The sequence below is a fragment of the Microbacterium sp. genome (assembly GCF_036566905.1).
Lineage (GTDB): Bacteria > Actinomycetota > Actinomycetes > Actinomycetales > Microbacteriaceae > Microbacterium.
Window position 1 is genome coordinate 121,159 of the sequence record NZ_DATCVK010000169.1, and the last position, 26,933, is coordinate 148,091.

Consider the following 26,933-nt stretch of genomic DNA (forward strand, 5'->3'; position numbering starts at 1 on the left):
AGCTCCGGGGATGCGGGCGCGGCCCGCATCCCCGGATGTTCTTACTCGCTGACGCCGAACAGCCGCACGGTGGGCACCGAGCTGCGACCGTCGTCGACCATCACGATCCCGTCGCGGCCCGCCCATGTGGCGCCGACGAACACGATCGGCACTTCGAACGCCTGCTCCACGGCATAGGTGTTGAGGTCCTGATACGCCGGCAGCGCGGCTTCGAAGTCGACGGTCGAGTTGATGGTGCCGAAGAGCTCGTCGATGGTGTCGTCGGTGTAGCCGCGCGGGTTGGCATACCCGCTCGCGCCATAGTGCGAGGCGGCGTCCGCAGGGTCGGAGTTGAACCCCGTGAACTGGAAGCTGAGCGGGTAGTCGCCCGAAAGGTGCGCCGACTGCGCCTGCTGCGGCGGCACCGGCACCCATTCCAGGGTGAGCCCGACGTCCGCGAACGCCTGCGTGAGGGTCGGCTCGAGGGACGTCGACAGGAACGTGCTCGGGATCTGGAAGGTCTCGCCGGCGTAGCCCGCCTCCTCGACGAGCTCCTTGCCCTTCTCGGGGTCGTAGTCGTACGTCTCGTTGAGGGACTCGTCGTAGACCTGGCCGTAAGGGCTGAAGATCTGCTCCGTCACCATGCCCACACCGCTGAAGATGCCCTTCAGGACGCCCTCGCGATCGATCGCGTAGTTGAGAGCCTGGCGCACACGCTCGTCGCCGAGAGCCGGCCACTTCTCGCCGCCGCGGTCCAGGATGTCGAGATACGCGACGGCCTGCGCGTCGATCTGCTGCACGGCGTACTCGTCGCCGAGCTGGCCGAGCAGCTGCGTCTGCACCGTGGCAGCATTGATCTCCCCGGCCTGGAGCGCGTTGAACGAAGCCGTCGGGTCCTGGAGAACACGGACGGTGAACGTCTTGAACGGGATCGCGTCGGCGTTCCAGTAGTCGTCGCGCTTGGTGAGCACGTACGTGCTGCCCGGCACGGTCTTCGCGACGTCGAGCGTGAAGGGGCCCGAGCCGACGGGGTCTGTGGCGGTCCGCTCGTCGTCGAGGGTCGCGGGGTCGCCGATGGCGCCGGCGCCTCCCGTCAGATTCGACAGGAACTGCGGGTCGAACGAGCTGAACGTCACCTTCACGGTGAGGTCGTCCTCGGCGGTCACATCCGAGACCGCGCCGTACTTCACCTGCACGACGCCGGGGGTGTTCTTGTTGCGCAGCATGGTGGCGACGACGGCGTCGGCGTTCACCGGGTCGCCGGTGCTGAACGTCATGCCCTCGCGGAGCGTGAGCGTGAGCTCGGTGCCGTCCTCGTTGTACTCCCAGCTCTCGGCGGCATTGGGGATGAGTTCGCCCGTGTTGTTCTCCTTGGCGAGGAGGGTGTCGAGGATCGACGACCACACGAACTGCTGCTGTCCGTCGACGAGCTGTGCAGGGTCCAGTGAGTTGGGCCCCGACACCGCCGCGATGGCGAGATCCTTCTCGGCCACGGCGCCGGCCGAACCGGAGGGCGCCGCTTCCGGCGAACCGCTGCAGGCGGAGAGGGCGAGTGCGGCGGCGAGCGCCGCGGCGCCCAACGCTGCGAACCTGATCGGCCGGCGGCCGGTGCGGGGTATCGACATGATCCAGACTCCTTCGAATGAATACTTCATGCAACCGCTTGTCACTGACGTCGTGGCGAGGAGCATGCTTGGGGCTGTCGGCCAGTAAAGCAGGATCCGTTCCGTTTGACAACCGATTGCCAGAATGTGACCGAGCCGTTACTTCGAAGGGCCGCGCCCTTCAGCGGCGCGCCGCCCGGATGCTCTGCACCGACAGCGCCACCGACGAGACGAATTCCTCATCCGCCGCGAGAGACGCACTCACGCCCGCGACGAGGTCACGCACCCCGGCGACCCCGGCCGGCCGATCCACTGAGACGACCCACGCGGCGAGCGCGCCGGCGCATCCCTCGGCTGCACGCCCTGCGGCGCGTTCGAGTTCGGCGACGGGGATGATGCGCAGTCGGATCTTCGTCGCGGTATCCGAGGCGATCTGCGACAGCAGGTGGGCGATCCGCGGATTCGTGAAGCGCTCGAGGAGGGCGTGGCGGTAGGGCGCGATAACGAGCTGCGGGGGCAGGTTGCGCTCTGCATCGTCCCAGAACCTCTCGACGGCGGCCCGGCACACCGGATCGCCGATCGCCTCCGACACCCGGCTGTGGCCGCGAAGCGGGCCGAGGCACGCCAGGATCGTGTGAGCCCCGTTGAGCAGCCACAGCTTGCGCGCCTCCCACGGCTCGAGCTCGTCGGTGAAGCGTGCCCCCGCGGTCTCCCACGCGGGCCTGCCGGCGGGGAAGGCGCCCGAGAGCACCCAGTCGCTGAACGGCTCCGCCACGACGGGCACGGCATCTCCGTATCGCTCGGACAGTCGCGACAGCTCGTCCGCCTCGATCCGCGGCGTGATCCGGTCGACCGAGCCCGACACGAACGACACGTTCGCCCGGCACCAGTCCGCGGTGTCGGGGACAGATGCCGCGAGCGCGAGAAGCGCCCGCGCCACGTGCCCGCCGTTGTCGGGGATGTTGTCGCACGAGACCACGGCCAGCGGTCCCGCGCCGGCGCGCCGCCGCGCATCGATCCCCGCGAGGAGTCGGCCGAGCACCGTCTGGAGCCCGAACGCGGCTTCGGAGTCGCCGCCGGCCAGCTGAGCGAGAAGCCGGCGATCTGCGCGGACCAGCGGGTCGCCTTCGTCGGGAAGTCCGTCCGCGCCGGTGCGATAGCCGGCCTCCGTGATCGAGAGCGTCACGACGGCGGTCGCCGGAGCGGCGATGTCGGCGAGCAGCGACGCGACGTCGTCGCCCGGATGAGCCCGCACGATGCTCTCGACGACCTCGTTGCGATCGCCGTCGGCAGAACGTTCGACGAGCGTGTAGACCCCGTCCTGCGCGGTGAGCGCCGCGGCGAGTTCGGCGCTGCGCCCGGTGTACGCGGCGATGCCCCAGCCCTCGGCATCGGTGGCCCGGCCGGTGTACCAGGCGGTATGCGATCGGCTGAAGGCGCCGAGGCCCAGATGCACGATTCGGACGGGCGGCGCCGGCCGCGACCTGCGGAGGCCGGTGGCCCTCTCGAGGTCGGTCGAGGGACCGGTCACAGCTTGAACACCCGCTTCGGCTGCGGGCCGACAATGTCGTCGATGACCTTCCCCGCTGTCGCTTCGGTGATGCGCCCCTCCCGCACGAGACGCGCCAGGAACCCGGCATCCGCTCGTCGTGCCGTGTCGTGACGGGCCGGGATCGACAGGAAGGCGCGGGTGTCGTCGATGAAGCCCGAGCCCCGCGAGAAGCCGGCGGACTCGGTGACCGCGGACCGGAAGCGCGCCATTGCGTCGGGGGCATCGAGGAACCACCACGGAGCGCCGATGTAGACGCTCGGGTAGAAGCTCGCCATCGGGGCGATCTCTCGGGAGTACACGGTCTCGTCGACGGTGAACAGCACGAGGTGGAAGGACTTCTCGAGCCCGAAGCGCTCGAGCAGCGGACGCAGGCCGCGTACGAAGTCGGTGCGGCGAGGGAAGTCATGGCCGGTGTCGGCGCCGAAGCGCTCGAATGTCGCAGTGCTGTGGTTGCGGATGACGCCCGCGTGCACGGTCATGACGAGGCCGTCCTCGACGCTCATCCGCGCCATCTGGAGCAGCATGTGGCCGCGGAACGTCTGACGCTCGGCAGCGTCCGCGCGACCCGACAGCACCCGCTGGAAGAGCTGCGCCGCCTCACCGTCGGCGAGATCGACGGTCGCCGGATCCTCGATGCCGTGGTCGGCCGAGGTCGCGCCGTGGCGGATGAAGTGCGCGCGGCGGGCCTCGAGCGCGGTGAGATAGCCGCGGAAGCTGGTGGCCTGTCCCTCGCCGGCGAGAAGGCGGGCGACATCGTCGGCGAAGGTCGCGGAGTCCGGATCCAGATAACGATCGGGGCGGAATGTCGGCAGCACCCGGCCAGGAAACCCGCTCGCCGCGATCTCGTCGTGGAAGCGCAGGTCGTCGAGCGGGTCGTCGGTGGTCGCGAGCACCTCGATGCCGAAGCGCTCGAAGAGGGCGCGCGGGCGGAATCCGGGAGTGTCGAGCTTCTCCTGGATGCGGTCGTAGACGGCGTCTGCGGTCTCGGCCGAGAGCGCGAGGTCGATGCCGAGCACGTTCCGCAGCTCTTCGTCGATCCAGTAGCCGGTCGCCGTGCCGGCGAACACGGCCTGACGCTCGGCGAAGAGCCGCCAGGCCGCGCGCGGGTCGATGCGGTGGCCGCCGGCGCCGAGCTCGGCGAGGTCGATGCCCGAGGCGTGCAGCAGCCGCGTGACGTAGTGGTCGTGGGTGACCAGCAGCGCCGTCGGATCGGAGAACGGGATGTCGCGGGCGATCCACTCGGCGGGCACATGGCCATGCGGCGAGACGATCGGGGCGGTGGCCACCCGCTCGTAGAGCGCGTGCGCGATGTCGCGGGTGCGCCGGTCGCCGGGCAGCAGCCGGTAGGGATCGCGAGGCTCGGGCAGGGTCCCGTCAGGGGTCGCGGCCAGTGGCGTGAGGGTGCTCATGCGAGGACCCCCGTCGTCGTGGAGGCCGTGATGCGGCCAGGAGCCAGCTCCCGCTCTGATCCGTCCGGCAGCACCAGGGTGCCGCGCGTACCGGCGGGCAGGTCGACGTCGACCTCGAACCGGCCGTCGTCATTGCGCCACGCGACGCTGATGGGGCCCTGCGGCGACTCGTGCGTGGTCTTCGCCCACGTGAGCGTGGCGTGCGGAGCCGGCTGTACGATCACGGACTCCCAGGCGATCGAGCCGGGAGCCTGGCGAAGTCCGGCGACGTGGGTGTGCAGGAACCTCACCACCGCGCCCTTGCTGTAATGGTTGAGCGATTCATGGGCGCTGCCCGCATCGTCGATGCCGTCCCAGTCCTCCCAGATCGTCGTCGCGCCCTTGTCGATCATGTTGAGCCAGGACGGTGAGGAGCGCTGCAGCAGCACGTCGTACGCGACATCCGCATGCCCGCTCTCGACCAGCACAGGAAGCAGGTCTCCCGTCGAGAGGAATCCGGTGCCGAGATGGTCGCCCGCCTCGCGGATCAGCTCGACCAGGCGCAACGCCGCGGCATCCCGCAGGTCATCGGGGATGAGCCCGAACGACAGCGCCCGCACGTAGGCGGCCTGGGTGTCGGCGACGGTGCAGCCGTCACCCACGAGGAACTCGGTGCGCCACGCGTCGCGGACGCGGCCGGCGAGCTCGCGGTACGTGGCCGCGTCGCCCGAGCGCCCGAGGACCGCCGCCGTGCGTGCCACCGTGTCCAGCGAACGGTACAGGAACGCCGTGCCGACCTCGCCCTTGTCGGCCATGAACCACGCCTGCGGGTTGTCCTTCACAGGGTCGATGAGCGTGCCGTCGGCGCGCTTGCGCTTGGGCTCGATCCACTCGCCCCAGTGGAACGAGCCGTCCCAGAGGTAGCGCTCGTGCGGCTGCGGCTCGCTGGACCGCTGGACGCGGGACGGATGCCGTGAGCCCTCGGCGGTGGCGAGGGCCCAACGCACCCACCGCACCATGGCATCCCAGTTCTCCGACAGCACGGCTCGGTCGCCGTAAGAGGTGTACATCTCCCACGGCACGGCGGTGATGGCGTCGCCCCAGCCCGCAGAGCCCGTCATCATCGCGAACTGCGCGTCGGTATGCAGTTTGACCCGCCTGCCGTCGGGCGAGAAGTTGGCGATCCGCCCGTCATCGAGCTGATCGTCCCGCACCGAGCGCAGCCACTTGCGTGTGAAGCCGCTGACGTCGTACAGCCGCGTCGCTGTGGGCGCGAAGATCTGGTAGTCGCCGGTCCAGCCGAGGCGCTCCCGGGTCGGGCAGTCCGTCGGGATGTCGACCGCGTTGCCCCGGAAGCTCCAGTCCGCGAGCGCGTGGAGCCGCGTGAGATCGGGGTCGCTGCATTCGAACGACCCGGTGCGGGCGAGGTCGGTGTGGACGATCTGCATCTCGATGCTCGCCGGGTCGAGCGCCGCATCCCGCGTGATCCGCACGTACTGGAAGCCGTGGATCGTGTGTCGAGGCTCGAACACCGAGCCGTCGCCCGCCGAGACGACCTCGTCGCGCTGGACGAACACCATCGATGCGTCGGGACGGTGCGAGTCGAGGTGCGACGTGGAGAGGTCGCCGGTGGCGTCGCGGAACTCGCCGTATTCGAGCACGGTCCTCGTGCCGGCGGGACCGAGGTCGCGCAGGGTGATCCACCCCGACGCGTTCTGGCCGAAGTCCGCCACCCATACGCCGTCGCGCACGGCTGCGACCGCCACCGCTGGCCGGGACTCGATCACGCGGACCGGTGGGGCGGGCGACCACTCGATCGGCGGTGCGTCGACCCGGTCGACGAGCACCGGCAGCGCGGGTCCCGTCGCCGCGGTGAAGTCGGTGGTCTGGCCGTCCATGAGGTCGGCCCGCGTGATGACGCCGGGCGCGCTGGTCCAGTCGGCGTCGGTGCGGATCACACGGCGGGAGCCGTCTTCGAGGACGATGTGCAGTTCGGCCCGCGCGCCGAGCACGCTCCCCCACCCGGCGGGGGCCCGGAAGGCGCCGACCTGGCCGCGGTACCAGCCGTCCGACAGGACGATCTCGAGTCGGTTGGCGCCGGGTGCCAGGCCGGCCGTGACATCGGATGCCTGCGCGTAGAGCGTGCGGTCGTACGACGTGGCACCCGGCGCGAGTTCGGCGGTCCCTGCACGACGGCCGTTCACGAGAGCTTCGTACAGGCCGAGAGCCGTGGCGTAGAGACGGGCGGACACGGCTTGTGCAGGAAGCTCGAAGGCGACCGCGAGCGTGTGCGCCGGCCGATGGCCGTATCCGGGGTCGTCGCCCTCGACGGGACTGATCCACCGCGCCTGCCAGTCCTGGTCGAGCAGGCCCACCTCGAACTCGTGCCAGGCGGACCAGTCCGAGACGGTGCCGGACGACACTGCGCGCACGCGCCATGCGACCCGCTCGCAGCTCTTCGGGGCGCGCCAGGGCCAGTCGACGTGACGACGGCCGGCGATGCGGGCGACCGGCAGTCTCACGGCGTCGACCGTCGCCTCCAACTCGAACCCGTCCTCGTCACCGGCGCGAACCGCGTCTTTCCACGAGAGGCGCGGCGCGGCGCCGGCAACCGGGAACTGGTCCCCGCCGCTGTCGATCGCGAGGTCGTAGGGCGCTGAAGTCATCGTCGTCTTTCGTGGGATGGCACGGTCGGCGCGCGTGCGGGATCTCGCATGGCAACCGATTGCACAGTACCTCGCACCACGCCCGCCCGCAAGCCCGCCGCGCTCCTCGACAGCGCGAACAACCACCGAGGGGAGCGCTCCCGAGCTAGCTCACGCCGTCGCGCAGCACGCGACCCACCGCGCCGAGGCCGATCTCGAGCGCATGCAGCTCTTCGAGCGACAGGTGACCGAGGACGTCGGCGCCGAGCTCGGGTCGCGCGCCCATCACCCGCTGCACGACGGCACGGCCGAGGTCCGTGCTGTGGACGCGGCGGACACGCAGGTCGCGAGCGTCGGCCGCGCGTTCGGCGAACCCGCCGGCGACGAGCCGGTCGACGAGGTTGGACATCGATGCCATGGTCACGCCGAAACTCCCGGCGAGCTGGGCGACGCTCGCCCCCTCCTCGGTCGTGACGACGACCGACAGGACCTTCAACTGCTGCAGCGAGAGGCTGCCCGAACGCAGCGGCTCGAGCATCCTCGGGATGGAGCGGACGGCGATCGAGATCGACAGCGCCTCGATCCGCTGGAGCACCGCTCGACGATCGTCGTCCTCCCCCATGCGCTCACGCTATCCCAGTGGACTCCCAGCCAACATTACTTAGCCAGGGGCTAACCTTTTCGAGCAATCCGATCCACGGCTGTGTCGGCGCGAAGAGAGTGCGGCTGGTGTGCCGCAGCCGTGCCCTGCCCGGTGGTCCTCGAGGCGCCGTCGCTGCGACGACGAGCGAGAACGAGGACGATGACGAACACGCATGAGCCCCCCGCTGAGATCGATCTGGCCGCCCTGCGCGCCAAGTATGCGCACGAGCGCGACCGGCGGCTCCGCCCTGACGGCGCGACGCAGTACCGTCGGGCCGCAGGCGCCTTCGGCTACTACGCCGAAGATCCCTACACCGAGCACCAGGAGCGCGCGGCCGTCACGACGCCGGTGGAGGCCCTGGTCATCGGCGCAGGATTCGGCGGACTGCTCACCGCGACCCGCCTCCAGCAGGCCGGCATCCGATCCGTCCGCCTCATGGACGAAGCCGGCGACGTCGGCGGCACCTGGTACTGGAACCGCTACCCCGGCATCCACTGCGACATCGAGTCGTACGTGTACATGCCGCTGCTCGAGGAGCTGGGATATGTACCCGCCTGGCGCTATGCGCCCGGTGAGGAGATCCGCCGTCATGCGGTGGCGATCGCGGAACGATTCGACCTGTACCGCGACGCCCTCTTCCAGACCCGTGCGACCTCGCTCACCTGGGACGAGGATCTCGCGCAGTGGAGTGTCGAGACAGATCGCGGCGACCGGTTCCACGCCCGCCACGTCGTCGTGTCGTCCGGCACGCTCACGCACCCCAAGCTGCCCGGCATCCCGGGGATCGAGGACTTCCGCGGCCACACCTTCCACACGAGCCGCTGGGACTACGACTACACCGGCGGCAGCGCCGACGGCGGTCTGACGAAGCTCGGCGACAAGCGCGTGGCCGTGGTGGGCACCGGCGCGACCGGACTCCAAGCAGTCCCGCACCTCGCCGAGGCCTCCGGCCACCTCCTGGTGTTCCAGCGCACGCCCTCCACCGTGGACGTCCGAGACAACCGCCCCACCGACCCGGAGTGGGCAGCGTCCCTCGAGCCGGGCTGGCAGCAGGAGCGGATGGACAACTTCCTCGCGGTCCTCGCCGGCGAGCCGGTCGAGCACAGCCTCGTGGACGACGGGTGGACACGGACGCCGCACCTGCAGCGGCAGATCCTCTCCGGCGCCGTGGACGAGTCGCTCCCCCTCGAACAGCGCCGTCTGCAGGACGAGCTGGCGGACGCGGCGACGATGGAGCGCATCCGCGCGCGGGTGGACGAGATCGTCGACGACCCCGAGACGGCCGAGCTGCTCAAGCCCTGGTACCGCTACATGTGCAAGCGGCCGGGATTCAGCGACACCTACCTGTCGTCCTTCAACCGCGAGAACGTCACGCTCGTCGACACCGCCGATCACGGCGGCATCACCCGCATGACCGCGACCGGCATCGTCGTCGGCGACACCGAGTACGAGGTCGACGCCGTCATCTTCGCGACGGGCTTCGAGGCCGGCGTCTCCGGCGTGCTGTCGGGCACCCTGCCCGTGTTCGGGCGCGGCGGTCGTCCGCTGCTGCAGCACTGGCAGTACGGTCCGCGCACACTGCACGGGTTCTACAGCCACGGCTTTCCGAACCTCTTCCACCTCGGGGCGCTGCAGAACGCCAACTCGGTGAACTTCGTGCACATCCTGCAGGACCAGGCGGAGCACATCGCCGCCGTCATCGCACGCGGCCGCGGCGAAGGCGTCGACGTCATCGAGCCGACGGCGGAGGCGGAAGAGCTCTGGTGCCGCGAGATCGTCGCGACCGCCAACGACACCAGTGCGTTCCAGGCCGAGTGCACGCCGGGCTACTACAACGGCGAAGGCACGCGCGCGATCACGGGCATGACCTACAGCCCCGGCCCGGTGGTGTTCCGCCGCCTCCTGCGCGAGTGGCGCGCAGGGTCGATGGCAGACGTCTTCGTTCGCGACGACCGCGACGACCTCGACGGCGAGCTCGACGGCCTCGACCGCGAGGCCGCCGCGGGAGTCGCGCGATGAGGCGGCTCACCGTCGCAGCGCTCGCCGCGCTCACGCTCGCGGGAGCGACCGGCTGCGCGGCTGCAGCGGACGGCGCCGGCGCGGGGGGCCCGAGCCACCGGGAGACCGCGGAGCTCGAGCGACAGGTGCAGGTGTCGTCCGTGCATGAGGCGACCGGGATGACGCTCGTCGAGGGCCCCGTCATCGGACCCGACGGCGACCTCTATGTGGTCGACGTGACGGCGCCTCCGGGCGCCGCCAAGGTGATGCGCGTGGACCTCGAGAGCACCGAGGTCAGCACCGTGTACACGGACGACACCCGCGCCATCACGTCCGCCCAGTTCAGCCCGCACGACGGCCGCCTCTACCTCACCGACTTCCTCGGCTCGATCATCAGCACCACGGCGGACGGCGAGGATCCGCGGACGTTCTTCGACGCGGAGTTCGAGGGAGTGCGCATGGCTCCGGACGACATCGCGTTCGACGAGGAGGGCCATCTCTACGTGACGGATTCGCAGGGCGCGCAGGACCCGTACTGGGAGGCGAGCGGCCGTCTGCTCCGCATCGACCGCGACGGCGAGACGGCCACAGTGCTGGCGTCCGACCTGCCCGCGCCGAACGGACTCGCGTTCACGCCCGAGTCCGACGGGCTGTGGGTGAGTCAGAACACCGGCAATCGGATCGACTTCCTCCGCCTCGATGCGGAGGGCACGGTCGTGGCCACGGCGCATCCGGCCGTGTTCGCGAGCGTCGGGGAGGCTCAGATCGACTCGCTCGCCACCGACGCGGACGGCAATCTCTACGTCGGCCTGCACCATCGGGCGGCGGTCCTCGTGTACGACACGCACGGCGAACTCCTGACGACGTTCGAGGCGCCCGCCGGCGACGATGCGACCTCGGCGACCAACGTCGCGATCGTTCCGGGAGAGACCACCGGCTACGCGACGGTCAGCGGCCCGGGCGGCGGTTTCGTGTACACATTCGAGGCCCTCGCCGACGGCATCCGCTCGTCCAACGGCGGCTGACAGCGACACGGTGGGGCAGGGTGCGCCATCGGAGATGGCTGTGGCGCACCCTCAGCGGGACGGTTCGTCGCGGCCAGATCATTGAGCGTCATCGCCGTTTGACAACCGATTGCCGCACTGTCAGCATCGGAGCGACAGGGACCGCTGGGTGCCCGACGACGAGGAGTGATGCCGCTGTGACCGACACGACGACCGAGCCGACGGCCGCACGGGTGCTGCCCGCGGTGCAGCGCAACGGATCAGCAACCCACCTGTTCGTCGACGGCAAGCCGCATCTCGCACTCGGCGGCGAGCTGCACAACTCGAGTGCGTCGAGTCCCGAGTACATGGCGCCGGTGTGGGACCACCTCGCGTCCAACGGCGTGGGCACCGTCATCGGCACGGCGAGCTGGCAGCTCGTCGAGCCGGAGGAGGGGCGCTTCGACTTCACCGCCGTCGACGATCAGATCCGTCAGGCCGAGCGGCGCGGCATCCGTCTCGTCCTCATCTGGTTCGGCGCGTACAAGAACGCCGAGTCGACATACGCCCCGTCGTGGGTGCGACGCGACGAGGATCGCTTCACCCGCGCCGGGCGCGACCAGACCCAGCTGCTCACCGGACGCTTCACTCTCGACGCGCCGATCCTCAGCGTCTTCGACGAGCGACTTCGGGATGCCGACGCCCGCGCGTTCGCGGAGCTCATGGCCCACATCGCCGAGGTCGACTCCTCGGGCACGGTCATCGCCGTGCAGGTCGAGAACGAGGTCGGCCTGCTCGGCGACAGCCGCGATCGCTCCCCGCACGCGCTGGCCGCCTGGAACGCGGCGGTTCCCGCCGAACTCCTCGAAGGGCTCGCCGCCCGCGGCGAGCGCCTGCACCCCCACGTGCGGGCTGTCTGGGACCGCAACGGCGCTCTCGCCGCCGGCACCTGGGCCGAGGTCTTCGGCAGCGACGGCGAGGCCGGCGAGATCTTCATGAGCTGGGGGTTCAGCCGGTACGTCGACGCGGTGGCACGGGCCGGCGTCTCTCGGCACGAGCTGCCGGTGTTCGCCAACGCGTGGCTCGGCCCGCAGCCCAACGCACTCGAACCCGGCCGCTATCCGAGCGGTGGCCCGGTCGCACGGATGCTGGACGTCTGGCGGATCGGCGCCCCGTCGCTCGCCTTCCTCTCGCCCGACATCTACGTCGACGATTTCGACGGCACGCTCGCGCAGTATGCGATCGAAGGCAACCCGATCTACGTGCCGGAGGCGAAGCCGGAGGCGGCACTCGCCTTCATCGCTGTGGGCGCCTACAAGGCGATCGGCTTCAACCCGTTCGGGATCGAGGACCTGCCGACGGGGCACGAGGTCTTCCGCGCGTACGAGGTGCTGAACGCCCTGTCGGGCGAGATCGTGCAGGCACAGGCGGACGACCGCATCCACGGCTTCCGCGTGAGCACCGGCGAGCAGCAGCAGGTCGAGATCGGCGGGTTCCAGATCACGATCAGCGGACCGTTCGACACGCGCGGCATCTTCGGCACCGGCACCGGCTCCAACGCCGAGGACAAGGTCGGGTACGGGCTCATCCTGCACACCGGCGAGGACGAGTTCCTCGTGACGGCGACGTCGGCATCCCTGTCCTTCGCGCGTGAGGACGCCGTCGTCGAGATCGATGAGCTCAAGGAGGAGGTGCTTCGGGACGGCGTGTGGGTTCCCCGTCGTACCCTCAACGGCGACGAGCGGCACTTCATGTTCTACGGCGACGAGCTTCGCACGGTGCGGATCTCGCTGCTGCGCCGCCGCGCACACCCCTGAGCCGGAGCGGGGCTCCTGGGCGCAGGCCGCGAGCCCGTCTACTCAGCGCCTGAGCCGGAGGGCCGCCGCGCGGCGGGCGTTTCAGCCGTCCGGCGCCCAAGGAGCGCCACGGTCGCGTCCCACAGTTCGCGCTGCACGGCCGGATCGTCACCGGGCGTGCTGGGCGTGATCCGCCTGCGGCCCCGCGCCGTGACATAGACCCCGGTCTCTCGACCGAAGGCGGGATCGGTCGCGACATCCACGATGAGCCCCGCGCCGCGGCGGGGATCGCCGATTCGCAGCGCCCGCAGAACACGCTCCAACGGCGCCGCGAAGCTCAGCTCGCGCCCGAGGCCGGTCACGTTGAATCCCGGGTCGAGGGCGTTGACGGTGATGCCCGTGCCGGCGAGCCGCCGGGCGAGCTCCATGGTGAACATGATGTTCATCAGCTTGGTCTTGCCGTACACCTCCGAAGATCCCCGCGCGGTGAACGGGGCGGTGTCGGTGAGATCGGCGGGGAGGGTGAGCGTGCCGTGGCGACGGGATGCCTCGGACGCGACGTTGACGATCCGCGCGGAGGTCCCGCGGCGGAGGGCGGGCAGCAGCGACTCGGCCAGCAGGAACGGCGCGAGGTGGTTCACGGCGACCATCTGCGGATAGCCGTCCACGGTGACCCGCTGCTCGAACGCGTGGAGCCCGGCGTTGTTGACGAGCACGTCTACGCGCTCGTATCGTTCGCGGATCTCAGCGCCCACACGCCTCACGTCGTCCATCCGCGACAGATCTCCGAGGTGGATGCCGACCTGTGCACCCGGCGCGGCGGCGTCGATCTCGCTTCGCGTCTCGGCCGCCTTCTGCTCGTCCCGCGCGGTGAGGGCCAGACGAAATCCTCGTCGGGCGAGCGAGATCGCGGCGAGGCGGCCCAGGCCGCTCGTGGCACCGGTCAGGACGATGGTCTGCGGATCGGACATGAGCGGGTTCCTTCTGCCGGGCCGACGCCAGGCGCGACGGCGGCGACGTAGTTTGCAAATCCCCATCACTGTACGAGGTATAGTTTGGATATGCAAACGAGTTCTGCCGTGCCTTCCGACGATCGGGATCGCCTGGAGCTCGCCCTCGGAGAGCAGGTGAACGCTCTGCTCAGCGCGACGCGAGCCCTCACCGAACGAAGCGCCGCCCGGTTCCACGAGGGACTCCAGCCGGCCGCATTCCACATCGCGCGATGGCTCTACGCATTCGGTCCTGCCAAGCCGAGCGTGATCGCGGATGCGGTCGGCATGGACCGCAGCTCGACCAGCACGCTGATCGGCAGGATGCGGAGCCTGGGTCTCGTCGCCGGCTCTCCCGACCCGGACGACAGGCGCGGTGTGATCGTGGGCCTCACCGAGGCCGGAACAGTGCGCGTGGCGGCCGCGCTGGCCGACAGAGGCGCTGAACTTCATGACCGCACACGGGACTGGACGACGGACGATCTGTCGCAGCTCGTCACGCTGCTCGGGCGACTCACCGGCGGACACGCCTCCGGCGGAGAGTGATCGCGACGGCGGGCAGGGGCCTCGCCCCTACCCGTGCCCGGCCGATCAGCGCGGAGCCCGCACGCGCAGCGCCCGGAAGTAGCGCCGGCGCGCGACCTGCTGCGCCATCAGCAGAGCCGGGTAGGCCGCCCGCCATGCCCCGCGGGGGCTCGGGCGCGTGAGGGAGCGGACCGTCAGGATCACCGCGTCCCCGTGCCGGTGGACGATGAAGGCCTCCTCGCCGCTCACGGGATGACCGGGCAGCGTGCGGTAGGCGAAACCGACCCGATCTCTCTCCTGCACCACCTCGACAATCTCGACGGGTTCACGCACCGCGAAACCGAACGGGTGCGCCATGATGACGGGGCGGTCCCCCGCGGTCACGCGGTCCCCCGCGGTTGCGGAGTCGCCCGGCATCACGGTGAATCCGCTCCGGGTCTTGATCCCCCACCGCAGCACCTCGCGGCTCGCCCAGCGCCAGACGTCATCTCCGCGGCCCAGCTCGGCCGACTTCTCCCAGCGACGGAATCCGGCACCCGTCTGCCGCCACTGCGGATCCGCGGGCCGGGTCAGAGACATCCCCTCGTCTGGGACCATTCTCCGATGATCTCACCGTCCGGGTGGAGCAGTGCCCGCCGGCTGAGAGCGAACCGGCCGCGTCCTCGACGACGAGGCCGCCGGGCACGACGCCCCGCCGGAGCGGGGGATGTACGCTCATCGGCGGGCTCGCGGGATGTGAAGACGCGGCCGCCCCGGCAGTGAGGAGCAAAGGTGCACGACGACCGGTCGCATGTGCAGGCACGCCTGCGGAGGTTCACCAGGGAGCGGCTCGAGCCGGCCGTGCACCCCGAGTTCCACCCGCTGCGGGTCGAGCACTGGTCCGTGCCCGACGAGCCGGTGCCGTTCGCCGAGGCGGTCGATCGTGAGTACGAGCCGACTCCGGCGGGCTGGACGTGGGGTCGTGCGTGGAGCTCGACATGGTTCCGGCTCTCGGGGCGGCTCCCCGAGGGGTGGAGCCCGCAGCACACCGAGATCGTCTGCGACCTCGGCTTCACGGCCGACCGCCCGGGCTTCCAGGTCGAGGGTCTGGCGTACCGCCCGGACGGCAGCATCCTCAAGGCGGTCTCACCCCGCGGCCACCACCTGCCGCTCGACGCGGACGCCGGCGACGACCTCACGCTGTACGTCGAAGCCGCCGCGAACCCCGACGTCGCGGGCGAGTGGACCTTCGCGGCGACGCCGCTGGGCGACAAGCTGACGTCGGGTGAAGGGCCGCTGTACAGCCTCGGCGCCATCGGCTTCGTCCGGCGAGACGAGACGGCGTGGGAGCTGCTGCAGGACATCCAGGTGCTCAGCGGCCTGCTGGGCGAGCTTCCGCAGGACTCCCCGCGACACCACACCATCGTGCGAGGGCTCGAGCGGATGCTCGACGTCGTCGATCCCGACGACGTCGCGGCCACCGCGGCGCTCGCCCGCGAGACCATCGCACCCCTGCTCGCCTCCCCCGCGCACGCGTCCAGCCACCGCATCGTCGCGGTCGGCCACGCGCACATCGACTCCGCATGGCTGTGGCCCACCCGCGAGACCATCCGCAAGGTCGCGCGGACGTTCGCGAACGCACTGGAGCTCATGCAGCGGCATCCGGAGTTCGTCTTCGCGGCCTCGTCGGCGCAGCAGTACGCGTGGCTCGAGCAGTATCAGCCCGCGCTGTTCGCGCGGGTGCGCGAGCAGGTACAGGCGGGCAGGTTCGTCCCCGTCGGCGGCATGTGGGTCGAGTCCGACACGAACATGCCCGGCGGCGAGTCGATGATCCGCCAGTTCCTGCACGGCAAGCGGTTCTTCCGCGAGCGCCTCGGGGTCGAGACCGAAGAGGTCTGGCTTCCGGACTCGTTCGGCTACTCGGCAGCGCTGCCGCAGATCGTCCGCGGCACCGGCAACCGGTGGTTCCTGACGCAGAAGCTGTCGTGGAGTCAGGTGAACCAGCTGCCCCACCACACCTTCTGGTGGGAGGGGATCGACGGCACGCGCGTGTTCACCCACCTGCCGCCCGCCGACACCTACAACTCCGAGCTGACGCCCGCCGAGCTGCTGCACACCGAACGCAACTTCAAGGACGCCGGCGCCGCCACGACCTCGCTGGTGCCGTTCGGATACGGCGACGGAGGCGGCGGGCCCACCCGCGAGATGCTGGCCGCGGCCGAGCGCTCGCGCGACCTGGAGGGTCTTCCCCGCGTCGAGATCGCCGCACCAACCCGCTTCTTCACGGACGCCGAGGCCGAGTACGCGGACGCGCCGGTGTGGGCGGGCGAGATGTACCTCGAGCTGCACCGGGGCACCTACACCTCTCAGCTGCGCACCAAGCAGGGCAACCGGCGCAGCGAGCAGCTGCTGCACGAGGCGGAGCTCTGGTCGGCGACGGCCGCGATCCGCACCGGCGAGCCGTACCCCTACGCCGAGCTGCGGCGCGCCTGGGAGAACGTACTGCTGCTGCAGTTCCACGACATCCTCCCCGGCAGCTCGATCGCCTGGGTCCACCGTGAGGCCGAGCGAGACCACGCGCGCATCCGCGACGAGCTGACGGTCCTCATCGACCGCAGTGTCGCGGCGCTCGTCGGCGCCGGATCCACCGAGCTCGTCGCCAATCCGATGCCGCTGCCCGGTTCGGGCGTCGATGCGTTCGCGATCGGCACTCCGGCCGCAACGGCAGCCGCAGCGACGTGGGAGCGCCGGCCCGACGGCGGCCTCGTGGTCGACAACGGCGTGCTCCGAGCCGTGGTCGACGCGCGCGGTCTCGTCGTCTCACTCGTCGACGCGGTCTCGGGCCGGGAGGCGGTGGCCCGGGGCGGCGCGGCGAACCGGCTCGTACTGCACCGCGACACCCCGAACGAGTGGGATGCCTGGGACATCGACGACCACTACCGTCGCAACGCCACGCCGCTCGACGCCGGCGCCCCCGAGTCGCTGGATGCGGTCACCGGCGACGACGGATCGGTGACCGTCGTCGTGGTCCGCTCGTTCGGCGCGTCGCGCGTCGCGCAGCGGCTCACCCTCGCGCCCGGCGCGCCCGCGCTGGACCTCGAGCTGACCATCGACTGGCACGAGTGCCAGAAGCTGCTGAAGCTGTACGTCGACATCGACGTGCACGCCGACGTCACCGCCGCGGAGACCCAGTTCGGCCATGTCCACCGCGTCACGCACGAGAACACGTCGTGGGAGGCCGCGCGCTTCGAGTTCTGCGCGCATCGCTGGGTGCACGTCGGCGAGCCCGGCTACGGCGTCGCCGTGGCCAACGACTCCACCCACGGGCACGACGCCCGCCGCACACCGCGCCCCGGAGGCGGGCGCTCCACCACGCTGGGCATGTCGCTCATTCGCGCACCCCGCTTCCCCGACCCGGTGGCCGACCAGGGCACGCACACGCTGAGGGTCGCGCTGCGGCCGAATGCCGGCATCCGGCATGCCGTCGCCGAGGGCTACCGGCTCAACCGGCCCGCGCGGCCCGTGGTCGGCGACCACACCGCGGCGGCCCTGTTCGCCGTGCGCAGCGAGACCGTCGTGGCCGAGACGGTCAAGCTCGCCGACGACGAGTCCGGCGACGTCATCCTCCGGCTGTACGAATCGGCCGGCGGTCGGGGATCGGTCTCGGTGACGGCGCTGTTCGACGCCGCGGGCTGCGAGCGCACCGACCTGCTCGAGCGCGCGACCGGCGATGCGCAGGACGCGTCCGCCGCGACGCTCGAGCTGCGGCCGTTCGAGATCGTCACCCTCCGCTATCGCCCTGCTGCGCACGAGGATGTCGAGGCACCCAGGTCGTGATGTACATGCGTTCCCCGCGCGGGACCAGCGCGGGGAACGCCTCGGGTTGCCGACCGTTGTCAGCGTGCCGACACCTCCGCGATCCGGTCGGCCGGGTCGGGTGAAGCACCGCCGTCACGGCGGACGATCAGCAGAGACGCCGCGGCCGCGAGGAGCACCGCGACGGTGGTCACCACGCCGAGCGGAAGGATGCTGAGGGCACCGGCGACGCCGACCAGCGGAGCGGCGACGCCGCCGAATCCGAACCGAACCATGCCCAAGAGCGACGACGCGGTCCCGGCGATCTGCGGGTACTCGATCAGGGCGAGCGTGGTCGCCGGCGGGGACGAGATCGCGACGCCGCTGGCCAGCAGGAAGAGCGACACGATGACCACCCACAGCGGCACTGCCGTGAGGCCGGCCACGAGCAGTCCGGCCGCACCGATTCCGGCGACCAGGATGCCGGTGGCGAGCGTTCCCGCGATGCTCCACCGCTCGGCCGCGCGGCCGGCGAGGTAGCCGAAGGCCATGAAGCCGGCGGAGTTGAGCCCGAAGGCCAGGGCGTACCCCATCGGGGACAGTCCGTAGATGTCCTGCAGCACGAAGGTCGCGCCCGACAAGTACGCGAAGAGCGCCGCGTACAGGAACCCCTGGTTGAGGACCGCTCCGAGGAAGACGCGGTCCGACAGGAGCGTCCGGAAGTCGTGCAGGGTCTGCGTGAATCCCCCGCGCGAGCGCCGCGCGACGGGGAGCGTCTCGCGGAACACGAGCAGCGTGGCGATCAGGATGAGCGCGCCGATGGCGGCGAGGAAGACGAAGAGTCCGCGCCAGTCGGTCACGGCGTTGAGCATTCCTCCCAGCAGGGGACCGACGATGGCGGCGAGACCGCCGATGACGGTGAGCCGGCCGTAGAAGCGGATCAGTGCGCCGCCCGCATAGACGTCCCGGCCGGCCGCCTGGGCGATCACGATCCCGACGCCACCGGCGAGGCCCTGCACGAACCGGGCGACGATGAGCAGCTCGACGGTCGGGCTGATCGCGCAGAGCAGCGAGGTGGCGATGTACGCGACGATGCCGATGAGCAGGATGCCGCGCCGCCCGAAGCGGTCCGACAGCGGCCCGGCGATCAGCTGCCCCGCGGCGAGCCCGATCAGGCAGGCGGTGACGGTCAGCTGCGCGACGGAGGTGGCGGCATCCAACTCCGCAGTCAGCGCCGGGAGGGCGGGCAGGTACAGATCCATCGAGATCGGCCCGAACACGGTCAGCAGCAGCAGGAGCGTCGGCAGCAGCCGACGGAACGGGGTCGAAGGCGGAGCGGTCTGATCGAGCATGCCCCCAGCCTTCCGGCCGCGCGACGGCGGGAGGAGTCCCTGACGAAGGGTGTACCGCCAAGGCATCCCCCGGCAGCGGCGCCCGACCTACGATGTCGACATGGACAACCGAGCCGAGGTGCGTGAGTTCCTCATGTCGCGGCGGGCGAAGGTCACCCCGGATGCGGCGGGTCTCACCGCCGGCTCGAACCGGCGTGTGGCGGGCCTCCGACGCACCGAGGTGGCGATGCTGGCGGGCGTCAGCGTGGAGTACTACGCCAAGCTCGAACGCGGGGCGATCGCCGGCGCCTCCGCGTCCGTGCTCGAGGCCGTGTCGCGCGCACTGCAGCTGGACGACACCGAGCGCGCACACCTGCTCGACCTGGCGCGTGCCGCCGACGGCATCCCGTCCTCCGGGCGTGCTCGCCGCCGCGCGGCGAAGGCGGCGGCGCCGCGACCCAGCCTGCTCTGGGCGATGTCGGCCATCACCGACGCGGTGGCGTTCGTGCGCGATCAGCACCAGGACATGCTCGCGACCAACGCCCTCGGCCGCGCGTTCTACTCCCCGCTCATCGGGGACGGCGGACGGACCCCGAACCTGGCTCGATTCCAGTTCCTCGACCCGGCGTCGCGGGAGTTCTACCCGGACTGGGATCGCATGGCAGAGATGTGCGTGGCGATCATGCGCAGCGAGGCCGGCCGCGACCCGCACGACAAGGGACTGCAGGACCTGGTCGGTGAGCTGTCGACCCGCAGCGACACGTTCCGCCGACTGTGGGGTGCGCACGATGTGCGCACGCATGGGGCGGGCACGAAGCACTTCCGTCATCCCGTCGTGGGCGACGTCACCCTCGCCTTCGAAGAGCTCGCGGTCACGGCCGAGCCGGGCCAGGTGCTGCTGATCTACACCGCCGAGCCGGGGTCGCCGTCGGCCGAGCGGCTGCGGCTGCTCGCCTCGTGGAGCGCCGAGCACCCCGTCGACGTCTCCTCGTAGAGACCGGGAACGCTCGGCCCGCGAGGGTGAGCTGAGTCCAACGCCGGACCAGACGACCCCGACCGCACCCGCGTCTGCGGGTGCGGCCGGGGTCTCCGGGTACGAGCTACTCGGCGATGAACGCGAGGATGTCGGCGTCGAGCTGCTCCTGGTAGTCGCCGTAGATGCCGTGCGGTGCACCCGGGTAGACCTTCAGCACGCCGTGCGCGACCAGATCGGCGCTCTTGATCGCGGCATCCGCGATCGGCACGATCTGGTCGTCATCGCCGTGCGCGAGGAGGATCGGCACGTCGAGCGCCTTCAGGTCCTCGGTGAAGTCGGTCTCCGAGAAGGCGGCGACGCAGTCGTAGGCGGCCTTGAGCCCGACGAGCATGCCCTGACGCCAGAAGTCGTCGCGAGCACCCTGCGACACCTCGGCCCCCTCGCGATTCGCACCGAAGAACGGCACCGAGAGGTCCTGGTAGAACTGCGACCGGTCCTTCAGCACGCCCGCGCGGATGCCGTCGAACGCCTCGATCGGCGTGCCCTCGGGGTTCGCCTCCGACTTCACCATGACCGGCGGGACGGCGCCGGCCGTGATGATCTTCGCGACCCGGCCCTTGCCGTGCCGGGCGGCATACCGCACCACCTCGCCGCCCCCCGTGGAGTGGCCGATCAGCACGATGTCGTGCAGGTCGAGCTGCTCGACGAGCTCGGCGAGGTCACGTGCATAGGTGTCCATGTCGTTGCCCTGCCAGGGCTGCGACGACCGGCCGTGACCGCGGCGGTCGTGGGCGATGGCGCGGTAGCCGTGATCGGCGAGCAGCTTCAGCTCGACCTGCCAGGCATCCGAGCTGAGGGGCCAGCCGTGGCTCAGGATCACGGGCTGGCCCGAGCCCTGGTCGGTGTAGTAGATCTGCGTTCCGTCGGAGGTGGTGATGTACGGCATTGCGGCGCGCTCCTTCTGGGCGGTCGGTGGGTGGTGAGGGGTGAGGCGATGCCGGGTCAGCCGAGCTCGGCGATCGCCGCGGTGATCACGTCGGCGACCTCGGCGGGGTGCGTCTGCATCACGAGGTGGGGCGCGTCGATCTCGATGACCTTGCGCACGCCCGCTCGCTGGTAGCCGAACCGTTCGACGTCCGGGTTGATGGTGTGGTCGGCGCTCGAGACGATGCCCCAGGCGGGCTTGGTCTTCCACGCGGCCACCGAGGCGGGCTCGCCGAACGCGACCGCCGAGAGAGGCCGCTGCGAGACGGCGAGCACGCGCGCAGCCTCGGGGTCGACGCCCGCGGCGAACACCTGCGGGAACGCATCGATCTTGACCGAGACGTCGGTGCCCGGCTCGCCACCCTCGACCGGGTACGGCGCGTAGACCAGGTTCGCGGCGAGCTCGGAGTCGGGGAAGCCGCCCTGCAGTTGCCCGAGGCTCTCGCCCTCGTCGAGCGCGTAGCCCGCCACGTAGACGAGGCCCACGACGTTCTCGGCGACGCCGGCGACGCTGATCACCGCACCGCCGTAGGAGTGGCCGGCGAGCAGCACCGGGCCCTCGATCTGCTCGACGAACGACTTGATGTAGGCGGAGTCGCCCGAGAGGCTCCGGTTGAACACCGGTGGCACGAGAACGGTGTAGCCCTCGCTGAGCAGCCGCGCGGTGACGGGTGCCCAGCTCGCCGCGTCGGCGAAGGCGCCGTGAACGAGCACGATGGTCGGTGAATCCGACATGGGTTTCTCTCTTTCTCTGTGGTGCCGGACGTGGCTTGTGGATCGTCCGGCGGGGACGGCGGGCGCATCGACGGCTGGCTCATCGACGACGCGGCCTGCGTGGTGGTCGGCGGCGGCGGACACGACACGGAGATCGGCGCTCGGCGAGGGCCGGTGAGCTGCTCGACATCCGCAGCCGCCGGCCCGATCGGATGCCGGGGCGCCGGGCTTCGGCGGATGGAGTCACGATGGTCCTCAAGGTGCGATTTGCCAGAGTGGCGCAACGCTGAGACCCTCGGACTGTGGTCAGTACGTCCATTGGATCCGATCGTCGCCGCAGGCACCACGAAGTTTCCACGCAGAAGTGAACTCGCTCGTTTCTGCCTCGACGAATACTCCGCGACCCCTCCGCGAACTGCTCCGGGAGCACCGCCGGGACGCCGACCTCACACTCGAAGGCCTCGCCGAACGATCCGGTGTCAGCGATCGCACGATCAGCGACATCGAACGCGGCATCAGCCTCGGCCCGCAGCGCCGCACGATGCTCGCTCTCGCCGATGCGCTGGCGCTTCAAGGCACCGAACGAGACCGCTTCCTCGCGTCGGCTCGTGCCGGGAGGAAGAACGCCGCGCCCGCCGCTCGAGCGGTCGACATCGAGCCGCACCGGCTGACCGACTTCACCGGACGCGAATCCGAGATCGTCGGCGTCGTGGCTCACCTCGCACCGTCGGGTGCCGACGGCGAGCCCGCAGCGCCCGTGGTGCTGTGCGGCGCTCCGGGCGTCGGCAAGACGTCGATCGCCATCGAAGCGCTCCATCGGTGCGCCACCCGGCGGCCCACCCGCCTCTTCGTCGACCTCGGCGGCCTCGACCCCGTGCCCCTGACGCCGTTGCAGGTTCTGCAGTCGCTGCTGCGACAGCTCGGCGGCGAGCCGGATGCGGCGAAGTCGCTCGGCGACGCGACGGCGGCATGGCGCGCGGCGGTCGTGGCATCCCCTGTCGCCGTGCTCCTCGACGACGCGGCGAACGAGGCGCAGATCCGCCCCGTCCTGACGTCCGAAGGGCGGAGCGCCGTCGTGGTCACCTCCCGCCGCACGCTGGCGGGGCTCGAAGGGGCGCGACGGCTGACGATCGGCCCGCTCCCCCGAGACGAGAGCGTGGCGTTCCTGCGGCGTATCCTTCCTCCGGCGCAGGCCGAGACCGGCGATCTCGACGAGCTGGCCGGGTTCTGCGACGACATCCCGCTCGCGCTGCGCATCGCCGGCAACCGTCTGGCGAGCCAGCCGACGTGGACGGTCGAGGACTTCGTCGGGCGGCTGCGCAGCGAGGAGCGTCGCCTCAGCGCGCTCGTGGCCGGCGATCTCGGCCTCGCATCGACGTTCACCCTGTCGTACGACCACCTCGCCGAGCCCCCGCGCCGGCTGTTCCGCCGCCTGTCCCTGCTCGACGGAGGTTCGTTCGACGCGCGCCTCGCGAGCGCCGTCGATGACCACGACGAGGCGGAGACGCAGGATCTGCTCGACGGGCTGGCCGAACTCGGACTCGTCGAGGCCATGCGGGGTGACCGCTACCGCCTGCACGACCTGCTGCGGCTCTACGCCGCGTCGCGACTGCGCGAGGAGGAGGCCGCCGAGGCGATCTCCGCGCAGCGCCGACGGGTCCGCGACTGGCTGCTCGCGACGACGATCGCGGCGGGCGCGCGATTCGAACCGCGACCGCCGCACGCGGCTCCGGCCGCCGGCATCCTCACGTTCTCCTCGAACGAGGAAGCACGCGACTGGCTCATGACCGAAGCGGAGCACTGGTTCTCCGCCTACCAGGCGGCCGCCTCTCGGGGGGACCACGCCACGGTGCTCCTGGTGGCCGACTCCCTGCACTGGTTCTCCGACCTGTGGCTCGGGTGGGGACGCTGGCACGAGCTGTTCACGACCTCGGCGGCGTCGGCCCGCGCGCTGGGCGACCCGTCGCAGCAGGCGCGCCATCTCGGGTACCTGGCGTGGGCTCAGCTCGCCGAGACATTCGATCCCGCGGCGGCGCGGGCCACCGCCGACGCGGCCCTGCACGCCGCGCGGCGCGCCGATGACGCCGGCGAGTGCGGCTGGGCGAACTTCTATCTCGCGTGGAGTCTGCTGCACCTCGGCGACGCCGGCGCCGCCCACACGTACGCGGATGCCGCCGTCGCGGACTTCGCCAGGGCGGGCGACGCCCAGGGCGAGCTGCAGGCGCGCTCGATCAGGGCGGGCATCCGCAGCCGCAGCGAGCCGGAAGCGTCCATCGGCGAGCACCGTGAACTGCTCGCCTTCCTCGCGCGGGTCGGCGACGACCTGCCGCGCAACATCCGCGGCGTCACCGAGACCAACGCCCATACCGTCATCGCCTCGGCTCTGCTGGCGCTCCACCGGTTCGAGGATGCCGTCGCCGCGGCATCCGATGCCCTCCAGGTCGGCGCACCCGGCGAGTTCCCGAGCGGGCAGGCGGCGGCGCACCGGCACCGGGGCATGGCCGAACTGGCCCTCGGCCGTGGAGACGCGGCACGCTCAGACCTGACGGCCGCGCTCAGGCTGGGGGCGGGAGCACGCGCTGAGGACTGGCTCGACGAGGTGCGGGCCGCTCTCCACTCGATCCCGGAGTGAGGCGGCTGCGGGCGCTGTCGCCGTCGCCCGCCACGCTGCCGCTCATTCCGGTCGCGTCGAGTCCCGCTGGCGCGTGAGGTACGCGACCTCCGCCGTGTTGCCCGCCAGTGCGATGGCGGCGTCGTACGCCTCTCCCGCTTCGGCGGGCCGTCCCAGTCGCCGCAGCAGCTCCGCGCGGGCGGCGTGATACGGGTGATAGGCCTCCAGCTCGGGCCTGAGAGCGTCGACGAGGGCGAGCCCCGCCTCGGGGCCGTCGCGCTCGCTCACCGCGATCGCGCGGTTCAGTCGCCCGATCGGCGAGCCGTCGAGCCGCAGGAGGTGATCGTAGAGGGCGACCACCTGCGTCCAGTCCGTCGCGTCACCGTCGGTGTGGACGGCATTGATCGCGGCGAGCAGCTGGAATCGGCCCGGCGGCAGGCCGGATGCCAGTCGCCCGCGGACCAGCGCGTGCCCCTCCGCGATCAGCACGGCATCCCACTGGCCGCGGTCCTGCGCGCCTAGGGGGACCAGCTCGCCCGCCGACGACACGCGCGCCGTGCGGCGCGCGTCGGTGAGCAGCATCAGCGCCAGCATCCCGGTCGCCTCGCCGTCGTCGGGCAGCAGCTGGTGCAGGAGGCGGGCGAGCCGGATCGCCTCGCCGGTCAGTTCCTCGCGCACCGGGGCGCTGTCGGGGCCGGTGGCGAGATATCCCTCGTTGAAGATCAGGAACAGCACGGTCAGCACACCCGCCACCCGGCCCGGGAGGTCCTCGGTCGCCGGCACTCGGTACGGGATGCCGGCCGTGGCGATCTTCGCCTTCGCGCGGGTGATGCGCGCCCCCATCGTGGTCTCCTGCACGAGGAACGCGCGGGCGATCTCGGGCACGCTCAGTCCGCCGCCCATCCGGAGCGTCAGCGCGACGCGGGCCTCCATCGCGAGGGCCGGATGACAGCAGATGAAGAGGAGCCGCAGCCGGTCGTCGTCGATCGCACCGAGCGGCTCGGGTTCTGCGTCGTACACGAGCTGCGCCTCCCGGTGTCTCGCGTCACGGCTGCTCTCGCGCCGGATGCGGTCGATCGCCTTGTGGGTGGCGGTGGTGGTGAGCCACGCGCCGGGGTTGGGCGGGATGCCCTCCGCCGGCCAGCGCTCGGCGGCGGTGGCGAACGCGTCCGCGGCCGCCTCCTCGGCGATGTCGAGGTTGCCGAACCGCTTGGCGAGTGTCGCCACCACCCGCGCCCACTCGTCGCGGTGGGCGCTGGTCAGGGCATCCTGTGCGTCTGTCACCCGGCGAGGAGGGGCCGCACCTCGAGCCGACGGTTGCAGGCCCTCGAGCCCTCGCCCATCAGCTTCAGCGCGACGTCCAGGTCGGGCGCTTCGATGATCCAGAAGCCGGCGGCCCACTCCTTCGCCTCGACGAACGGTCCGTCGGTGAACACGGGCTGGTCGCCACGGCCGTCGATGACGGTCGAGACAGTCGGGTCGGCCAGTCCGGCGGCGAAGACCCAGTGACCGCCTTCGCGGAGCTTGTCGTTGAACGCATCGATCGCGACGCCCTCCTCGGCGGTCCCCGAGTTGCTGCGGCTGTCGATGACGTTGACCAGGTACTGCATGCTCATATCCTCTCTCTCGTATGACACCCCAGACCAGGGCCGGCCTGAGGTTGCGCGGCACGCCGCCCTCAGGCGGCCTTGCGGCGCTGCGGCCCGGCGCCCGCCGGGATCTCGCCGTGCGGCCGCGGGGCGTACACGAGCTTCTGCGTACGGCCGTCGAGCACGGTGGACTCGATCAGGTCGAGGTCGAGCTCCGCCCCGCCGTGCAGAAGCGCGGCCCCGCCGGCGCGTCCGGAGACGGCAGGGAACATCATCACCTCGAGCCGGTCGACGAGGCCCGCGGCGAGCAGCGCACGGTTCAGCGCGACGCTGCCGTGCGAGCGCATGGGCACATCGGTCGTGCGCTTCAGGCGCTCGATCGCCACCACCGCGTCCTCCGCGAGAACAGTGGAGTTCTGCCAGCCGAGCGGCTCTTCCAGAGTGCGCGAGAACACGATCTTCGGCAGTTCGTTCAAGCTGTCGTAGTACGGCTCGTCGAACATGGTCACGAACTTCCGGAACTGCCGGAAGGTCGTCGCGCCGAAGACGAGCACCTGGTCCTGCGCGAAGGTGCGCACTCGGTCCTCGATCAGCTCGGGACCCTCTTTGCCCCAGTAGCCGGGCCAGCCCTCGGCCATGCCGTAGCCATCGAGGCTGCAGAAGAAGTCGACGGTGAACGTGGTGCTCATGGTCGTATCCCTTTCGGTTCGCGTGGCGGTGCGTACGGCGGGATCGCGGTCATCGCGGAGCGTGCAACGCTCGACAGTGGTCGCGGATCCTCGCCTTCACTACCGCTACGAACGGGACCGAGGGGATTCGACAGGGCGTCAGAACTTTTTACAGCGACCGGCG

General features: G+C 70.9%; 20 protein-coding genes. 7 read left to right on the forward strand and 13 right to left on the reverse strand.

The genetic code is table 11. The features are described 5' to 3' along the window. Positions 1 to 41: 41 nt before the first annotated feature. The 5 genes from VIP82_RS13150 to VIP82_RS13170 all read right to left on the reverse strand — a co-directional run bounded on the left by VIP82_RS13150 (position 42) and on the right by VIP82_RS13170 (position 7,790). Entirely contained in the window at positions 42 to 1,604 is a 1,563-nt protein-coding gene (locus tag VIP82_RS13150) for an ABC transporter substrate-binding protein (protein ID WP_331909288.1), read from the reverse strand. 160 nt (positions 1,605 to 1,764) lie between these two features. Beyond that, positions 1,765 to 3,039 (reverse strand): mannitol dehydrogenase family protein, encoded by a 1,275-nt coding sequence (locus tag VIP82_RS13155; RefSeq protein ID WP_331909290.1) that lies wholly within the window; start codon positions 3,037 to 3,039, stop codon positions 1,765 to 1,767. 71 nt (positions 3,040 to 3,110) lie between these two features. Continuing rightward, complete coding sequence (gene uxaC, locus VIP82_RS13160) at positions 3,111 to 4,544, reverse strand: glucuronate isomerase (RefSeq protein ID WP_331909292.1); 1,434 nt, start codon at positions 4,542 to 4,544, stop codon at positions 3,111 to 3,113. Continuing rightward, positions 4,541 to 7,189: a family 78 glycoside hydrolase catalytic domain gene (locus tag VIP82_RS13165; RefSeq protein ID WP_331909294.1), complete on the reverse strand. Its 2,649-nt coding sequence runs from the start codon at positions 7,187 to 7,189 to the stop codon at positions 4,541 to 4,543. Before VIP82_RS13165 ends, uxaC begins: the two co-directional genes overlap by 4 nt. A gap of 145 nt (positions 7,190 to 7,334) precedes the next feature. After that, complete coding sequence (locus VIP82_RS13170; protein WP_331909296.1) at positions 7,335 to 7,790, reverse strand: MarR family winged helix-turn-helix transcriptional regulator; 456 nt, start codon at positions 7,788 to 7,790, stop codon at positions 7,335 to 7,337. A 180-nt stretch (positions 7,791 to 7,970) separates the two neighbouring features. Between VIP82_RS13170 and VIP82_RS13175 the strand changes: the two genes are divergently transcribed. The 3 genes from VIP82_RS13175 to VIP82_RS13185 all read left to right on the forward strand — a co-directional run bounded on the left by VIP82_RS13175 (position 7,971) and on the right by VIP82_RS13185 (position 12,609). After that, positions 7,971 to 9,830, forward strand: coding sequence for a flavin-containing monooxygenase (locus VIP82_RS13175; protein ID WP_331909298.1), 1,860 nt, complete (start codon positions 7,971 to 7,973; stop codon positions 9,828 to 9,830). Continuing rightward, positions 9,827 to 10,834, forward strand: coding sequence for an SMP-30/gluconolactonase/LRE family protein (locus VIP82_RS13180; RefSeq protein ID WP_331909300.1), 1,008 nt, complete (start codon positions 9,827 to 9,829; stop codon positions 10,832 to 10,834). Before VIP82_RS13175 ends, VIP82_RS13180 begins: the two co-directional genes overlap by 4 nt. 176 nt (positions 10,835 to 11,010) lie before the next feature. After that, entirely contained in the window at positions 11,011 to 12,609 is a 1,599-nt protein-coding gene (locus VIP82_RS13185; protein WP_331909302.1) for a GH35 family beta-galactosidase, read from the forward strand. Between the two features lie 38 nt (positions 12,610 to 12,647). Here the strand turns inward: VIP82_RS13185 and VIP82_RS13190 are convergent, their stop codons facing one another. Next, on the reverse strand, positions 12,648 to 13,559 hold the full coding sequence (locus VIP82_RS13190) for an SDR family NAD(P)-dependent oxidoreductase (protein WP_331909304.1): 912 nt from the start codon (positions 13,557 to 13,559) through the stop codon (positions 12,648 to 12,650). A gap of 108 nt (positions 13,560 to 13,667) precedes the next feature. Between VIP82_RS13190 and VIP82_RS13195 the strand changes: the two genes are divergently transcribed. Continuing rightward, positions 13,668 to 14,123, forward strand: a complete 456-nt coding sequence (locus tag VIP82_RS13195; protein WP_331909306.1) for a MarR family winged helix-turn-helix transcriptional regulator — start codon at positions 13,668 to 13,670, stop codon at positions 14,121 to 14,123. 45 nt (positions 14,124 to 14,168) lie between these two features. Here the strand turns inward: VIP82_RS13195 and VIP82_RS13200 are convergent, their stop codons facing one another. Next, on the reverse strand, positions 14,169 to 14,681 hold the full coding sequence (locus VIP82_RS13200) for a DUF1990 domain-containing protein (RefSeq protein WP_331909308.1): 513 nt from the start codon (positions 14,679 to 14,681) through the stop codon (positions 14,169 to 14,171). 192 nt (positions 14,682 to 14,873) lie between these two features. Between VIP82_RS13200 and VIP82_RS13205 the strand changes: the two genes are divergently transcribed. Continuing rightward, positions 14,874 to 17,918 (forward strand): alpha-mannosidase, encoded by a 3,045-nt coding sequence (locus VIP82_RS13205; protein ID WP_331909310.1) that lies wholly within the window; start codon positions 14,874 to 14,876, stop codon positions 17,916 to 17,918. Positions 17,919 to 17,977: 59 nt separating this feature from the next. Here the strand turns inward: VIP82_RS13205 and VIP82_RS13210 are convergent, their stop codons facing one another. After that, positions 17,978 to 19,228 carry a multidrug effflux MFS transporter gene (locus VIP82_RS13210; protein WP_331909312.1) on the reverse strand — a complete coding sequence of 417 codons (1,251 nt, stop codon included), beginning with the start codon at positions 19,226 to 19,228 and terminating at the stop codon, positions 17,978 to 17,980. Between the two features lie 100 nt (positions 19,229 to 19,328). Here VIP82_RS13210 and VIP82_RS13215 point away from each other — a divergent pair, with 100 nt between their 5' ends. Further along, positions 19,329 to 20,201, forward strand: coding sequence for a helix-turn-helix transcriptional regulator (locus VIP82_RS13215; RefSeq protein ID WP_331909314.1), 873 nt, complete (start codon positions 19,329 to 19,331; stop codon positions 20,199 to 20,201). A 106-nt stretch (positions 20,202 to 20,307) separates the two neighbouring features. Here the strand turns inward: VIP82_RS13215 and VIP82_RS13220 are convergent, their stop codons facing one another. After that, positions 20,308 to 21,129: an alpha/beta fold hydrolase gene (locus tag VIP82_RS13220; protein ID WP_331909316.1), complete on the reverse strand. Its 822-nt coding sequence runs from the start codon at positions 21,127 to 21,129 to the stop codon at positions 20,308 to 20,310. 56 nt (positions 21,130 to 21,185) lie between these two features. Beyond that, on the reverse strand, positions 21,186 to 21,902 hold the full coding sequence (locus VIP82_RS13225; protein WP_331909318.1) for an alpha/beta fold hydrolase: 717 nt from the start codon (positions 21,900 to 21,902) through the stop codon (positions 21,186 to 21,188). Positions 21,903 to 22,245: 343 nt separating this feature from the next. On the opposite strand from VIP82_RS13225, the gene VIP82_RS13230 reads away from it, so the two are divergent. After that, positions 22,246 to 24,513, forward strand: coding sequence for a helix-turn-helix domain-containing protein (locus VIP82_RS13230; protein ID WP_331909320.1), 2,268 nt, complete (start codon positions 22,246 to 22,248; stop codon positions 24,511 to 24,513). 42 nt (positions 24,514 to 24,555) lie between these two features. Here the strand turns inward: VIP82_RS13230 and VIP82_RS13235 are convergent, their stop codons facing one another. From VIP82_RS13235 to VIP82_RS13245, 3 genes are all read right to left on the reverse strand, one after another. Then, positions 24,556 to 25,776 carry an RNA polymerase sigma factor gene (locus VIP82_RS13235; protein ID WP_331909322.1) on the reverse strand — a complete coding sequence of 407 codons (1,221 nt, stop codon included), beginning with the start codon at positions 25,774 to 25,776 and terminating at the stop codon, positions 24,556 to 24,558. Next, the gene (locus VIP82_RS13240; protein WP_331909324.1) at positions 25,773 to 26,102 is read right to left on the reverse strand and encodes a YciI family protein; all 330 of its coding nucleotides are present in this window, start codon (positions 26,100 to 26,102) and stop codon (positions 25,773 to 25,775) included. Before VIP82_RS13240 ends, VIP82_RS13235 begins: the two co-directional genes overlap by 4 nt. A gap of 68 nt (positions 26,103 to 26,170) precedes the next feature. Continuing rightward, on the reverse strand, positions 26,171 to 26,770 hold the full coding sequence (locus VIP82_RS13245) for a dihydrofolate reductase family protein (RefSeq protein ID WP_331909326.1): 600 nt from the start codon (positions 26,768 to 26,770) through the stop codon (positions 26,171 to 26,173). Between the last annotated feature and the right edge of the window lie 163 nt (positions 26,771 to 26,933).